Raw genomic sequence first — 13,311 nt, 5'->3', positions numbered from 1 at the left:
ATGGCGGCTGAGGAACGCTCCCTGAGCCTGTCGAAGGGCCTCGACGAGGTCGGCGTCCCGAGCAGGCGTGCCGCGTACGGGTTCGTCGGGACCGGGGCGATCACCCGGGCCATGGTCGAGGGGCTGAGCGCCGCCGACCCGGCCCCGGAGATCGTGGTGTCGCCGCGGAGCGCGGCGGTCAGCGCGGGCCTAACCGCGCGCTTCGGCAACGTCCGGGTGGCGGCCGACAACCAGGCCGTCGTCGACGGCGCCGCCTGCGTGGTCCTGGCCACCCGGCCCGACGACGCCCGTACGGTGCTCGCGGACCTGACGTTCGGCGAGGACCAGGTCGTCGTCAGCGTGGTCGCCGGCCTCTCCGTCGCGGAGCTGACCGGCGCCGTCGCGCCGGCTCACGAGGTCGCCCGCGCGATCCCGCTGCCCTCGGTCGCCGCGCGGCAGGGGCTGGTTCCGGTGTTCCCGCCGCAGCCGGCGGCGCTGGCGATGTTCCGTGAGCTGGGGGCGGTCGTCGCGCTCGACGACGAGACCGCCTTCGACTCGTTCAGCGCGGCCTCGGCCTTCGCCGCCACCCAGCTCGACCTCCTGGCCACCGTCGAGGCCTGGCTCGTCGGTCGCGGCGTGCCCGCCCCCGACGCCAGCGCCTACGTCCGCGAGCTCATCCGGGGGCTGAGCGACGCCCTCGCCGAGGAGCCCGACCGGGAGCTGGCGCTGCTGGCGAGCGATCACGCGACCCCCGGCGGCCTGAACGAGCAGGTCCGCACGTACGTGCGGGCCCACGGGGTGCACGAGCTCGTCGCCACCGCCCTCGACGACGTCGCGCGCCGGGTCGCCGCCGCGCACTGAGGTCCGGCCGGGCAGGGCCGCGAGGGAACCGGCGGCCGCAGCGGGTCGTTGGCCGTTCAACGACCGGCTCCCGCCGTCGTGCGAACCCCCGGAGGCACGATGAACCCGACCCTCACCGACGCGCAGACCCCGGCACCCCCGAGCGGCCGGGGCGGCCAGCCCACCCGTCGCGGTGTCCTGCGGACCGCCGGCATCGTCGCCCTGTCCGGTGGTGCGGCGCTGACCCTGGCGGCCTGCGGCGCCGAGGGCCAGGCTGGTGACCCGGTCCCCACGTCGGCCGCCCCGAGCAGCAGCGCGGCGTCGGCCTCGCCCAGCGCGAGCAGCTCCGCCAGCGCCTCGGCGTCGCCGTCCGAGGCCGCCGGCAGCAAGGCGCCGAGCGGCCCGAGCGTCGCCACCGCCGACGTCCCCGTCGGGGGCGGCGTGATCCTCGCCGACGCCGACTACGTCGTGACGCAGCCGACCAAGGGCACGTACAAGGCGTTCAGCAAGATCTGCACCCACGCCGGCTGCCCCGTCGGGTCGGTCGCCGACGGCGTGATCAGGTGCCCGTGCCACGGCAGCCAGTTCTCGATCGAGGACGGCTCGGTCAAGAAGTCGCCGGCGAGCAAGCCCCTGGCGGAGTCGGCGACCACCGTCTCCGGCTCCAAGGTCTACGTCACCGGCTGACCCCGCCTGGTCTCCTCCCTCCTCTCCGGAAAGTGGTCACCCCGGCGCCTCCGGAGACCTCCGGAACCGCCCGGAGCGACCACTTTCCGGCGGGGGTGGGGGAGGGCGCAGCGCGGAGCCGGGTTCTGTCGGAGGCGGCACCTAACCTGGGGCGCGTGCCACCTTCTCGTACGCGGCGCGCGCCGTTGTCCTACCGCCCGGCACCCGGATCGATCCCCGAGCAGCCCGGTGTCTACCGGTTCTCCGACGAGAACGGCCGGGTCATCTACGTCGGCAAGGCCAAGAGCCTGCGCCAGCGGCTGAACTCCTACTTCGCCGACCCGCGTGGGCTGCACGAGCGCACCCGGCAGATGGTCACGACGGCCACCAAGGTCGAGTGGACCGTCGTCCAGACGGAGGTCGAGTCCCTCCAGCTGGAGTACTCCTGGATCAAGGAGTACGACCCGCGCTTCAACGTGAAGTACCGCGACGACAAGTCGTACCCCTGGCTCGCGGTGACGCTGAGCGAGGAGTTCCCGCGGGTCACCGTCGGTCGGGGCGCCAAGCGCAAGGGCAACCGCTACTTCGGCCCGTACTCGCACGCCTGGGCGATCCGCGAGACGGTCGACCAGCTGCTGCACGTCTTCCCGATGCGCTCGTGCCGGTCCGGGGTGTTCCGCAACCACCAGCTGCTCGGCCGGCCCTGCCTGCTCGGCTACATCGACAAGTGCTCGGCGCCCTGCGTGGGCAAGGTGAGCCCCGAGGAGCACCGCGAGATCGTCGACGACTTCTGCCAGTTCATGGGCGGCCAGGCGACGCCGATGATCCGCTCGATCGAGCGCAAGATGCGTGCGGCGAGCGACGAGATGGACTTCGAGCGCGCCGCCCGGCTGCGCGACGACGCCCAGGCCATGCAGCGGGCGCTGGAGCGGAACGCGGTGGTCTTCGCCGACGGCACCGACGCCGACGTCATCGCGCTGGCCGAGGACCCGCTCGAGGTCGCCGTGCAGATCTTCCACGTCCGGGGCGGCCGCATCCGTGGCGAGCGCGGCTGGGTCGCGGACCGCTTCGACGAGGGCGGCACGCCCGAGCTGGTCGAGCAGTTCCTCCTCCAGCTCTACGCCGAGGCCGACGACGAGCCCGACCCGCGCGACGCCGTGCCCCGCGAGATCCTCGTGCCCCAGCTGCCGACGTCGCTCGACTCGCTGACCGAGCTGCTGAGCGAGCGCCGTGGCTCCCACGTCGGTATCCGTGTCCCGCAGCGCGGCGACAAGCGGACGCTCATGGAGACGGTGGCCAAGAACGCCAGCGAGGCGCTGATCCGCCACAAGACGACCCGGGCGAGCGACCTCTCGACCCGCAACCGGGCGCTCGAGGAGATCCAGGAAGCGCTCGAGCTGCCGGGGGCGCCGCTGCGGATCGAGTGCTTCGACATCTCCAACCTGCAGGGCACCGAGGTCGTGGCGTCGATGGTCGTCTTCGAGGACGGGATGCCGCGCAAGAGCGAGTACCGCCGCTTCGTCATCCGGGGCGTCGAGGGCCAGAACGACGTCGCGTCCATGCACGAGGTCATCACGCGACGGTTCCGCCGGATGATCGACGACCGGAGGGCGGCCACCACGGCGACCGACGGGGCGGACGGCGAGGGGCCTCTGCTCATCGACCCGGACACGGGCGCGCCGCGACGGTTCGCGTACGTCCCGCAGCTCGTCGTCGTCGACGGCGGACCGCCGCAGGTCGCGGCGGCCGCGCAGGCGATGGACGAGCTCGGCGTCGACGACGTGGCCCTCTGCGGCCTGGCCAAGCGGCTCGAGGAGGTCTGGCTGCCCGACTCCGAGGTGCCGGTCATCCTGCCGCGCACGAGTGAGGGCCTCTACCTCCTGCAGCGCGTCCGCGACGAGGCGCACCGCTTCGCCATCACGCACCACCGCGGCCGCCGCAGCAAGTCCATGGTCGAGTCCGTGCTCGACCAGGTGCCCGGGCTGGGGGAGGTGCGGCGCCGCACGCTGCTCAACCACTTCGGTTCGCTGCGCAAGCTCCGGGCGGCGACGGTCGAGGAGATCGCGGCCGTCCCGGGGTTCGGGACCAAGACCGCGCTGGCGGTCAAGATCGCGCTCGACGCCAAGCCCGCGGGCGACGCGATCGACATGGCGACCGGTGAGGTCCTCGCCGAGCGCTGAGCCCGGGGCCGGGCCCTAGGCTCGCCGGGTGCTCGATGCTCGTCGCCTCCCCGTCTGGGCCGGACGGGGGGCCGCGCTGGTCGGCATCGTGCTCGTGGCCCTCACGCTGCGCCAGGCCGTCGCGGCGGTCTCGCCGATCCTCGACGCCATCCGTGTGGACGTCCCGGTCCCCATCATCGGCGTGGGGCTGCTCGGCACCCTGCCGCCGGTCCTGTTCGCGGTGTCGGGGTTCCTCGCGCCGCGGGTGGCCCGGAGCACCGGGCTCGACGGCGGCATCGTGCTCGCCCTGGTGCTCATCACCGCCGGTCACCTCGTCCGCGCCTTCGCCCCGGGGTTCGCGGTGCTGCTCCTCGGCAGCGTCGTGGCCTTCGCCGGCACCGGCATCGGCAACGTGCTGCTGCCGTCCGTCGTCCGGCGGTACTTCCCCGACCGCGTCGCCCTCCTCACGGCGGTCTACGCGTGCATCGTCGGCGTGAGCACCGCGCTCCCCGCCGCCCTCGCGGCACCGGTGGCCGACCGGCTCGGCTGGCGCTTCTCGCTCGGCGTCTGGTCCCTGACCTCGGCCGCCGCGCTCGTCCCGTGGCTCCTCGTGATCGCGCGGGAGCGGCGTCGACGTCGTTCCCCGGCCGTCGCGGTCGGCGCCGGGCCACGACCGCCCGCCCTCGTCGGGCGCCTCTGGCGCTCCCGGACGGCCGTGTCGATCACCGTGCTCTTCTCGACCAGCGCGGTCTGCACCTACGCGGGGTTCGCCTGGCTGCCCGAGATCCTCGGCGACGTCGCCGGGTCGACGCCGACCGAGGGCGGGCTGCTGCTGGCGGTGACGGGTCTCGTCAGCGTGCCGGGCGCCCTCGTCGCGCCCCTGCTCGTCCCGCGCCTGCGGAACGTCGGGTGGCTGGTCGCCGCCGGGGTGGCGGGCTTCGTGCTCGGCTACCTCGGGCTGCTGCTCGCGCCCGGCACGCTCACCCTCCTGTGGGTGCTGCTGATCGGGTCGGGGTCGATCCTGTTCCCGGTCAGCCTCGTGCTCATCAACGCCCGCACGCGCACCCCCGGCGGCACGGTCGCGCTGAGCGGCTTCGCGCAGGGCGTGGCGTACGGGCTCGGGGCGCTCGGCCCGTTCCTCGTCGGGGTGCTGCACGACGCGAGCGGCGGGTGGACCCTGCCGCTGCTGTTCCTGCTCGCCGTCGCCCTGGTGGCCCTCGTCCCGGCCGTCACGCTGTCGCGGCCCGCGTTCGTCGAGGACGAGCTCGCGCGCTGAACCCCAGCGCCGCGGACCCGCCGGGACCCGCCGCCGGACCGGTGCCGACGGCCCGGCACGCACCCCTGCGAGGACACCGGAGAGCGGCTCGCGGGGTCGTCCGCCTGCGCGGTTGGGACCGCCTGCGGATAATGGCCGCGTGACCACCGAGACGGCGACCGCCCCCACGCCGCCCGTCGACGACCTCGACGCCACCGCCCCGACGACGCCCACCGCCCCCGAGCCCACGGAGGAGGAGGTCGACGCGACCGCCGTCCCCGTGCCGCCCCTGCGCGTGGTCGTGGTCAGCGGCATGTCCGGCGCCGGTCGTTCGACCGCCGCGGACAACCTCGAGGACCTCGGCTGGTACGTCGTCGACAACCTCCCGCCCAGCGTGCTGCCGGACGTCTGCGACGAGGCCCGGCGCACGGGCATCCGCCAGCTGGCCGTCGTGCTGGACGTGCGGACGCGCTCGTTCTTCGAGCAGCTGCCGGCGATGTTCGCCGAGCTCAAGCGTTCCGGGACGCTGCCCGAGATCGTCTACCTCGAGGCGTCCGACGAGGTGATCGTGCGCCGCCAGGAGTCGGTCCGCCGGCCGCACCCGCTGCAGGGCGACGGCCGCCTGCTCGACGGCATCGACCGCGAGCGCGAGCAGCTCGCCACGCTGCGCGCCGCCGCCGACCTCGTCATCGACACGTCCTCGCTCAACGTCCACCAGCTGGGTTCGCGGATCAGCCACGCGTACGGCGGCCCGGACCACGCCCTGCGCGTCACGGTGCTCTCGTTCGGCTTCAAGAACGGCATCCCGCTCGACGCCGACATGATCTTCGACGTCCGCTTCCTGCCCAACCCGCACTGGGTGCCCGAGCTGCGCCCGCAGACCGGGCTGAGCGCGCCGGTGAGCGCGTACGTGCTCGGCCAGCCCGGCGCGGCGCCCTTCCTCGCCTCGGTCGAGGAGGTGCTCACCACCGTCGCCTCCGGCTACCTGCAGGAGGGCAAGCGCTTCGCGACCATCGGGATCGGGTGCACCGGCGGCAAGCACCGCAGCACCGCCATCTCCGAGGAGCTCGCGCGCCGCCTGCGCGCCGACGGGCTGCCGACGACCGTCCTGCACCGGGACCTCGGGCGCGAATGAGGCCGTCCGGCGAGGCGCGGACGCCCATCCGCCTGCAGGGCCGTCCCATGGTGGACGTGCGCCCGGCGGTGGTGGCGTTCGGCGGCGGGCACGGCCTGTCCGCCTCGCTCTCGGCCCTGCGTCGCGTGACCGACCGGCTCACGGCCGTCGTCACCGTGGCCGACGACGGCGGTTCGTCGGGGCGGCTCCGGCACGAGCTCGGCTGCCTCCCGCCCGGTGACCTGCGGATGGCGCTCGCGGCGCTCTGCGGCGACGACGAGTCCGGCCGCACGTGGGCCGACGTCCTGCAGTACCGCTTCGTCTCACCCGGCCCCCTGGGCGACCACGCGATCGGGAACCTGCTCATCGCCGGCCTGTGGGAACGCCTCGGGGACCCCGTGGCCGGGCTGGACATGGTCGCCCGGCTGCTCGGCTGCACCGGGCGCGTCCTGCCGATGGCGTCGGTGCCGCTGGAGATCGAGGCCGAGGTCATCGGCGCCGCCCCCGAGCGGCCCGACGAGATCTCGTCCGTACGCGGTCAGGCGCGCGTCGCCAAGACGACCGGCGAGGTCTCCTCGGTGCGGCTGATCCCGACGGACCCGCCGGCCAGCCCGGAGGCCGTCGAGGCCGTGCTGGACGCGGACTGGGTCGTGCTGGGCCCGGGCTCCTGGTTCACCTCGGTGATCCCGCACCTGCTGGTCCCGCAGCTCGCCGACGCGATCGAGGCGACCACGGCCAGGCGAATCCTCGTGCTCAACCTCGAGCCGGCCGAGGAGACCGCCGGCTTCTCCGCCGCCAAGCACATCGAGCTGCTCGCCGACCACGCGCCCAAGCTGCGCCTGGACGTCGTGCTGGCCGACAGCGCCTTCGCCTCCGACGACCCGCACCTGGTCTCCTGGGCCGACTCCCTCGGTGCCGACCTCGCCGTCGCCGACCTCGCCGCCCGCGACGGCTCCCCGCGCCACGACCCCCTGCGGCTGGCGTCCGCGTACGCCGAGATCATGGGCGTGTGAGCGGAGCCGACCCCGAGGCCTGCGGGCTCCGCCCGTAGCAGGTCCTGAGCCGGTTCCGGTCGACGTTCACGCCCTCCGGAGCACCAGGGGGTGCGTGACACGCGTGGCATCATTCCGAGCATGGCGATGACGGCGCAGGTCAAGGCTGAGCTCGCGACCATCAAGGTCACGAAGCCCTGCTGCCGGAAGTCCGAGGTGGCCTCCACGCTGCGCTTCGCGAACGGGCTGCACGTGGTGAGCGGCAAGATCGTGATCGAGGCCGAGCTCGACACCGGAGCGGCCGCCCGCCGGCTGCGCACCGACATCGCCGACGTCTTCGGGCACAGCAGCGACCTGGTCGTGGTGAACGGCAACGGTCTGCGCCGCGGGACGCGCTACGTCGTCCGCGTCGTCAAGGACGGCGACGCCCTGGCCCGCCAGACCGGTCTCGTGGACTCCCGCGGCCGTCCCGCCCGCGGGCTGCCCGCCCAGGTCGTCAGCGGCGGCACGTGCGACTGCATCGCGGCGTGGCGGGGCGCGTTCCTCGCGCACGGCTCGCTCACCGAGCCCGGCCGGTCCATGGCCCTCGAGGTCACCTGTCCCGGGCCCGAGGCCGCGCTGGCCCTCGTCGGCGCCGCCCGCCGGCTCGGCATCCCGGCCAAGGCCCGCGAGGTCCGTGGGGTCGACCGCGTGGTCGTCCGCGACGGCGACGCGATCGCCGCGCTGCTGACCCACCTCGGGGCGCACGACTCCCTGATGGCCTGGGAGGAGCGCCGGATGCGCCGCGAGGTGCGCGCCTCCGCCAACCGGCTCGCCAACTTCGACGACGCGAACCTGCGGCGCTCGGCCCGCGCGGCGGTCGCCGCCGGCGCGCGGGTCGAGCGTGCGCTGGAGATCCTCGGCGAGGACGTCCCCGAGCACCTGCGCATCGCGGGCACCCTGCGGGTCGAGCACCAGCAGGCGAGCCTGGAGGAGCTGGGTCAGCTGCACACGCCGCAGCTCACCAAGGACGCGGTCGCCGGCCGGATCCGGCGGCTGCTGGCGACGGCCGACAAGAAGGCCGCCGAGCTCGGCATCCCGAGCACCGAGGCCTCGCTGACCTCGGACATGCTCGACGACTGAGGCCTCAGGAAGCGATGTCCTGGTAGCCCTCCACCGGCTGGCGGTCCCGGTCGCGGTGCGGGAGGGCCCGACCGGTCGCGCCGCTGGCCGGGCGGTCCAGGAGGTCGAGCCGGGACGGCAGGGGGTTCGGGTCGACGTCCACGAGGTGACGCCTGACCCACGCGGTGACGTGCGCCCTGAGGCTGGCGCCGAGGCCGGGGGAGGAGCTGTTGAGCATGTTCTGGGTCCTTCTTCGGGGGAGGCACCACCCTCGGTCGACCAGCGCGGGACCGCCCAAGCAACGAGGGCGGCGAACGGTCAGGAGTCGCTCAGCACCGCTGCCCGTCTCCCAGGTTCAGGTCAGGACCTGAGCAAGCCCGCACCTTTAAAGACGAGCCCCGTTATAATCCGACGCTGAAGGCCGCCCTGCGTTACGGCGACGTAAACCACTGGTCGTACTGGTATCAGACCAGTCTGCGATCGGTCGTAACGGGCGTGCGTCGACTTCGTTATCGTGGCGTGTGGCCCCGTCGAGGGGCTGAGGACCATCGATGAGGAGATCGCTTCATGACCGTGCGTGTCGGAATCAACGGCTTCGGCCGGATCGGGCGCAACTTCTTCCGCGCCGTCCAGACCTCCGGGGCGGACATCGAGGTCGTGGCCTTCAACGACCTCGGTGACGACGCCACCCAGGCCCACCTGCTCAAGTACGACTCGATCCTCGGCCGCCTCGGCCAGGACGTCGAGGTCGTCGACGGCGGTATCAAGGTCGGCGACAAGGTCATCAAGTCCTACGCCGAGCGCGACCCCGCGAACCTGCCCTGGGGCGAGATCGGTGCGGACGTCGTCATCGAGTCGACCGGCTTCTTCACGGACGGCCTGAAGGCCAAGGCGCACCTCGACGGCGGCGCCAAGAAGGTCATCATCTCGGCGCCGGCCAAGAACGACGACTTCACCGTCGTCATGGGCGTCAACGACGGCGACTACGACCCCGCCACCCAGAACATCATCAGCAACGCGTCCTGCACCACGAACTGCCTCGCGCCGCTGGGCAAGGTCCTGGACGACGAGTTCGGCATCGTCAAGGGCCTTATGACGACGATCCACGCGTACACCCAGGACCAGAACCTGCAGGACGGCCCGCACTCCGACCTGCGTCGCGCCCGCGCGGCGGCCCTGAACATCGTGCCGACGTCGACCGGTGCCGCCAAGGCGATCGGGCTCGTGCTCCCGCAGCTCAAGGGCAAGCTCGACGGCTACGCGCTGCGCGTGCCGGTGCCCACGGGCTCGGCCACCGACCTGACCGTCGAGGTCGGCCGCGAGACCACCGTCGAGGAGGTGAACGCGGCCTTCAAGGCGGCGGCCACCGAGGGTCCGCTCAAGGGCTTCCTGAAGTACACCGCCGACCCGATCGTCTCGTCCGACATCGTGACGGACCCGAGCTCCTGCATCTTCGACTCGGGCCTGACCAAGGTCATCGGCAACCAGGTCAAGGTCGTCGGCTGGTACGACAACGAGTGGGGCTACTCCAACCGCCTCGTCGACCTCGTCACGCTGGTCGGCAAGTCGCTCTGACCCGAGCACGTCGAGCCTGAGCCCGTCGAAGGACCTCCTTCGGCGGGCTCAGGCCACGTCCGGCACCCCACGCACCATCGAGCACGCCATCCAAGGAGAGTCCCGATGAAGTCCGTCGCCGACCTGGGGGACCTGCGCGGCAAGCGCGTCCTCGTCCGCTGCGACCTGAACGTCCCCCTCGACGGGGAGACGATCACCGACGACGGCCGGATCCGCGCCTCCGTCCCGACCCTGACCCAGCTGCGCGACGCGGGTGCCCGGGTCGTCGTGATGGCGCACCTCGGCCGCCCCAAGGGCCAGGTGAACCCGAAGTACTCCCTCGCCCCCGCGGCCAAGCGGCTCGGCGAGCTGCTGGGTTCCGAGGTCCGGCTGGCGGCCGACGTGGTCGGCCCCTCCGCGGCCGAGCTGGTCGCCGGCCTGGGCGACGGCGAGATTGCGATGCTCGAGAACGTCCGCTACGAGCCGGGCGAGGAGTCCAAGGTCGACGCCGAGCGCGCCGAGCTGGCCCAGAAGTACGCCTCCTTCGGCGACGTCTTCGTCTCCGACGGCTTCGGCGTCGTGCACCGCAAGCAGGCCAGCGTGTACGACGTGGCCCAGCTGCTCCCGAACGCGGCCGGCGGGCTCGTCCTGGCCGAGGTCGAGGTGCTCCGCCGCCTCACCGAGTCTCCCGAGCGCCCGTACGTGGTCGTCCTCGGCGGCGCGAAGGTCTCCGACAAGCTCGCGGTCATCGCCAACCTTCTCGGCACCGCCGACACCCTCGTCGTGGGCGGCGGGATGCTCTTCACCTTCCTCGCGGCCCAGGGCCACGAGGTCGGCACCAGCCTGCTGGAGCGCGACCAGATCGACGCCGTCCGCGGCTACCTCGAGCAGGCGGAGTCCACCGGCAAGCGGATCGTGCTGCCCACCGACATCGTCGTGGCTCCGGAGTTCAAGGCCGACGCCCCGCCGACGGTGGTCGCCGCCGACGCGATGCCGGCCGACCAGCTCGGCCTCGACATCGGCCCGGAGTCCGCGGCCGCGTTCGCCGAGGTCGTCCGCGGCGCGAAGACCGTCTTCTGGAACGGTCCGATGGGTGTCGCCGAGTGGGCGGCCTTCGCGGAGGGCACCCGTGCGGTGGCCCAGGCGCTGACCGAGGTCGACGGGCTGTCGGTCGTCGGCGGCGGTGACTCGGCCGCGGCCGTGCGCGACCTCGGCTTCGCCGACGACGACTTCGGCCACATCTCCACCGGCGGCGGCGCCAGCCTCGAGTACCTCGAGGGCAAGACCCTGCCGGGCCTCGACGTCCTCGGCTGAGGCCGTCGGCACCGCAGCACCGCTCCACCACCGCACGCACCCACGCACCACCCGAGCTGAGCAGAAGAAGGAACCCTGTGCCCCGCACGCCGCTGATGGCCGGCAACTGGAAGATGAACCTCAACCACGTCGAGGCGGTGGGCTTCGTGCAGAAGCTGGCCTGGACGCTCGAGGACAAGAAGCACGACCCGGCGCGCTGCGAGGTGGTCGTGCTGCCGCCCTTCACCGACCTCCGCTCGGTGCAGACGCTGATCGACGGCGACCGGCTGAAGCTCGTCTACGGCGCGCAGGACGTCTCCGCGAACGACGCGGGCGCGTACACGGGGGAGATCTCCGCGGGCATGCTGGCCAAGCTCGGCTGCCGCTACGTCACCGTGGGCCACTCGGAGCGCCGCTTCTACCACCACGAGGACGACGCGCTGGTCAACCTCAAGGCGCGCAAGGCGCTGGCGACCGGCATCGCGCCGATCGTCTGCGTCGGCGAGGGCCGCGACGTCCGCCAGTCCGGCGAGCACGTCGCGTACGTGGTCGCGCAGGTGCACGCGGCGTTCGCGGACGTGACCGCCGAGCAGGCCTCGACCGTCGTCGTCGCCTACGAGCCGGTCTGGGCGATCGGCACCGGCGAGGTCGCCACCCCGGAGAACGCGCAGGAGGTCTGCGCCGCCATCCGCGGCGTCGTCGCCGAGCTCTACTCCGACAGCGTCGCCGACGCCGTCCGCGTGCTCTACGGCGGTTCGGTCAAGGCCGACAACGTCGCCGGGATCATGTCCCAGCCCGACGTCGACGGCGCCCTCGTCGGCGGCGCGAGCCTCAAGGTCGACGAGTTCGCGGCCGTGGCCCGGTTCTACGACCTGCCGAGCCTCTGACCCTCCGCCTCCAGTCCTGACCGGCAGGGGACGGGCGCCGGTCGCCCGTCCCTCCTGTCCCAGGACTTTCACGTTTACGTGAAAGACCTCTACTCACCACGGCAGATCTGCCGTGCAGAGCAGGGGTCTTTCACGTTTACGTGAAAGACCTGGGGCGCCTGAGCCGCGGGCTTACGGCGGGGCAGGCCGAGGCGGGGAGCGGCGGAGGCGGTTCGACGGGTCTGCATCCGCACGGGCTGGGGTTAAACTTCAGCCCGTGCCTGTGCTCGTGCCCCTCATGACCACCCCGATCCTGATCTTCACGATCGTGCTGGTCATCACCAGCGTCGCGCTCGCGCTGTTCGTGCTGCTCCACAAGGGTCGCGGCGGCGGCCTCTCGGACCTGTTCGGTGGAGGCATCTCCTCCTCGATGGGCGGGTCCTCGGTCGCCGAGCGCAACCTCGACCGGCTCACGATCATCATCGCGGTGATCTGGCTGGCCTGCATCGTGGCCCTGGGTCTGCTCTACAAGCTCGGTTCCTAGGTCGACGGCCCCGGCGGCGGCGCGTCGGCGGGGAGTCTCACAACTGCACACCTGAAGATGTGCACGGTCGTACGACGTGCACGATGTGCTCGCCTGGCAAGCAATGATCGGGGGATCAGACGGTGGCTGGTGGAGGAAGTGCGATCCGGGGTAGCCGGGTCGGCGCAGGTCCGATGGGCGAGGCCGAGCGCGGGGACACCGCGCTCCGCGTCTACGTCTCCTACTTCTGCTCGTCCGGGCACGAGACCCGTCCGGCCTTCGCGGCCGACGCCGCGGTCCCGGCCGTGTGGGACTGCCCGCGCTGCGGGATGCCGTCGAACCTCGACGCCAAGAACCCGCCCCCGCCGCCGAAGATCGAGCCCTACAAGACGCACCTGGCCTACGTGAAGGAACGGCGCAGCGACCACGAGGCCGCCACCATCCTGAGCGAGGCGCTCCAGTCGCTGCGCGACCGCCGGGCCCGCGGCGAGGTCATCTACTGACCGCGCCGGCGCAACCTCCGCGCTACGCCGGGTTCGAGGGTCTCTACCGGGCGGACGCCGTCGAGCTGGCGACGGCCTCCTTCCTCTCCGTCTTCGCGGGCGCGACCGTCGGCGCGCCGGTGCGCGACGGCGGCCGGGTCGACGAGGTCGTGGCCTGGCTGGCCGGGGTCCCGCTGAACACGGGCCTCCTGGGCACGGTCGAGCCGCGCACGTGGCAGCTGCTGCAGCCGTACGTGCTCGAGAGCGTCTGCGTCTGGGAGCAGACGCGCATCGCCTCCACCCGGACGACGGGCGGCGACCACGCCCGGACCGTCTGCTGCCTGCTCAAGCGGGGGGAGGGCGTGCTCGGCTCGCCCGACCCCTACCGCACCGTGCGGGAGCTCCTCGACGGGGTGGACCTGCGCTGAACGACACGATCCCGGCCCGGCCGTACGCCCTGGGCCGCTACCTGCACGGAGCCGTCGCC

The 13,311-nt window shown here is 72.8% G+C and carries 14 protein-coding genes; 13 read left to right on the top strand and 1 reads right to left on the bottom strand.

Translation table 11 applies throughout. From position 1 onward, the window contains the following. From ABD665_RS07725 to whiA, 7 genes are all read left to right on the top strand, one after another. Nucleotides 1-840, top strand: a complete 840-nt coding sequence (locus ABD665_RS07725; RefSeq protein ID WP_204911494.1) for an NAD(P)-binding domain-containing protein — start codon at nucleotides 1-3, stop codon at nucleotides 838-840. 99 nt (nucleotides 841-939) lie between these two features. Next, complete coding sequence (locus ABD665_RS07720) at nucleotides 940-1,506, top strand: Rieske 2Fe-2S domain-containing protein (protein WP_204911495.1); 567 nt, start codon at nucleotides 940-942, stop codon at nucleotides 1,504-1,506. A gap of 155 nt (nucleotides 1,507-1,661) precedes the next feature. Further along, nucleotides 1,662-3,665 (top strand): excinuclease ABC subunit UvrC, encoded by a 2,004-nt coding sequence (gene uvrC, locus ABD665_RS07715; protein WP_204911496.1) that lies wholly within the window; start codon nucleotides 1,662-1,664, stop codon nucleotides 3,663-3,665. A gap of 28 nt (nucleotides 3,666-3,693) precedes the next feature. After that, nucleotides 3,694-4,920, top strand: a complete 1,227-nt coding sequence (locus ABD665_RS07710; protein WP_204911497.1) for an MFS transporter — start codon at nucleotides 3,694-3,696, stop codon at nucleotides 4,918-4,920. Between the two features lie 259 nt (nucleotides 4,921-5,179). Next, nucleotides 5,180-6,034, top strand: a complete 855-nt coding sequence (gene rapZ / locus ABD665_RS07705) for an RNase adapter RapZ (protein ID WP_344741954.1) — start codon at nucleotides 5,180-5,182, stop codon at nucleotides 6,032-6,034. Between the two features lie 47 nt (nucleotides 6,035-6,081). After that, complete coding sequence (locus tag ABD665_RS07700) at nucleotides 6,082-7,026, top strand: uridine diphosphate-N-acetylglucosamine-binding protein YvcK (RefSeq protein WP_204911498.1); 945 nt, start codon at nucleotides 6,082-6,084, stop codon at nucleotides 7,024-7,026. Between the two features lie 120 nt (nucleotides 7,027-7,146). Next, nucleotides 7,147-8,127 carry a DNA-binding protein WhiA gene (gene whiA, locus ABD665_RS07695; protein WP_204911499.1) on the top strand — a complete coding sequence of 327 codons (981 nt, stop codon included), beginning with the start codon at nucleotides 7,147-7,149 and terminating at the stop codon, nucleotides 8,125-8,127. Nucleotides 8,128-8,131: 4 nt separating this feature from the next. Here whiA and ABD665_RS07690 read toward each other — a convergent pair whose 3' ends face one another. Beyond that, nucleotides 8,132-8,344: a hypothetical protein gene (locus ABD665_RS07690; protein WP_204911500.1), complete on the bottom strand. Its 213-nt coding sequence runs from the start codon at nucleotides 8,342-8,344 to the stop codon at nucleotides 8,132-8,134. 329 nt (nucleotides 8,345-8,673) lie between these two features. Here ABD665_RS07690 and gap point away from each other — a divergent pair, with 329 nt between their 5' ends. The 6 genes from gap to ABD665_RS07660 all read left to right on the top strand — a co-directional run bounded on the left by gap (nucleotide 8,674) and on the right by ABD665_RS07660 (nucleotide 13,252). Continuing rightward, nucleotides 8,674-9,681, top strand: a complete 1,008-nt coding sequence (gene gap, locus ABD665_RS07685) for a type I glyceraldehyde-3-phosphate dehydrogenase (protein ID WP_204911501.1) — start codon at nucleotides 8,674-8,676, stop codon at nucleotides 9,679-9,681. A 105-nt stretch (nucleotides 9,682-9,786) separates the two neighbouring features. Then, nucleotides 9,787-10,974 (top strand): phosphoglycerate kinase, encoded by a 1,188-nt coding sequence (locus tag ABD665_RS07680; protein ID WP_204911502.1) that lies wholly within the window; start codon nucleotides 9,787-9,789, stop codon nucleotides 10,972-10,974. Between the two features lie 95 nt (nucleotides 10,975-11,069). Further along, nucleotides 11,070-11,840 carry a triose-phosphate isomerase gene (gene tpiA / locus ABD665_RS07675; protein ID WP_204914008.1) on the top strand — a complete coding sequence of 257 codons (771 nt, stop codon included), beginning with the start codon at nucleotides 11,070-11,072 and terminating at the stop codon, nucleotides 11,838-11,840. 277 nt (nucleotides 11,841-12,117) lie between these two features. Continuing rightward, nucleotides 12,118-12,363: a preprotein translocase subunit SecG gene (gene secG / locus ABD665_RS07670; protein ID WP_204914010.1), complete on the top strand. Its 246-nt coding sequence runs from the start codon at nucleotides 12,118-12,120 to the stop codon at nucleotides 12,361-12,363. Between the two features lie 122 nt (nucleotides 12,364-12,485). Then, nucleotides 12,486-12,845, top strand: a complete 360-nt coding sequence (locus ABD665_RS07665; protein ID WP_204911503.1) for an RNA polymerase-binding protein RbpA — start codon at nucleotides 12,486-12,488, stop codon at nucleotides 12,843-12,845. 119 nt (nucleotides 12,846-12,964) lie between these two features. Beyond that, nucleotides 12,965-13,252: a hypothetical protein gene (locus tag ABD665_RS07660; protein ID WP_204911504.1), complete on the top strand. Its 288-nt coding sequence runs from the start codon at nucleotides 12,965-12,967 to the stop codon at nucleotides 13,250-13,252. Nucleotides 13,253-13,311 lie beyond the last annotated feature (59 nt).

The sequence above is a fragment of the Microlunatus spumicola genome (assembly GCF_039536445.1).
Lineage (GTDB): Bacteria > Actinomycetota > Actinomycetes > Propionibacteriales > Propionibacteriaceae > Microlunatus > Microlunatus spumicola.
Note: the sequence above shows the minus strand (reverse complement) of the source record. Positions and strands in the feature narration are given on the sequence as shown.

Bases quoted from the DNA above. Each gene is read 5' to 3' on its own strand.
- ABD665_RS07725 (WP_204911494.1), top strand. From the start codon at position 1: ATGGCGGCTGAGGAACGCTCCCTGAGCCTGTCGAAGGGCCTCGACGAG.
- ABD665_RS07720 (WP_204911495.1), top strand. From the start codon at position 940: ATGAACCCGACCCTCACCGACGCGCAGACCCCGGCACCCCCGAGCGGC.
- ABD665_RS07700 (WP_204911498.1), top strand. From the start codon at position 6,082: ATGGTGGACGTGCGCCCGGCGGTGGTGGCGTTCGGCGGCGGGCACGGC.
- whiA (WP_204911499.1), top strand. From the start codon at position 7,147: ATGGCGATGACGGCGCAGGTCAAGGCTGAGCTCGCGACCATCAAGGTC.
- ABD665_RS07690 (WP_204911500.1), bottom strand. From the start codon at position 8,344: ATGCTCAACAGCTCCTCCCCCGGCCTCGGCGCCAGCCTCAGGGCGCAC.
- gap (WP_204911501.1), top strand. From the start codon at position 8,674: ATGACCGTGCGTGTCGGAATCAACGGCTTCGGCCGGATCGGGCGCAAC.
- ABD665_RS07680 (WP_204911502.1), top strand. From the start codon at position 9,787: ATGAAGTCCGTCGCCGACCTGGGGGACCTGCGCGGCAAGCGCGTCCTC.
- tpiA (WP_204914008.1), top strand. From the start codon at position 11,070: ATGGCCGGCAACTGGAAGATGAACCTCAACCACGTCGAGGCGGTGGGC.
- secG (WP_204914010.1), top strand. From the start codon at position 12,118: ATGACCACCCCGATCCTGATCTTCACGATCGTGCTGGTCATCACCAGC.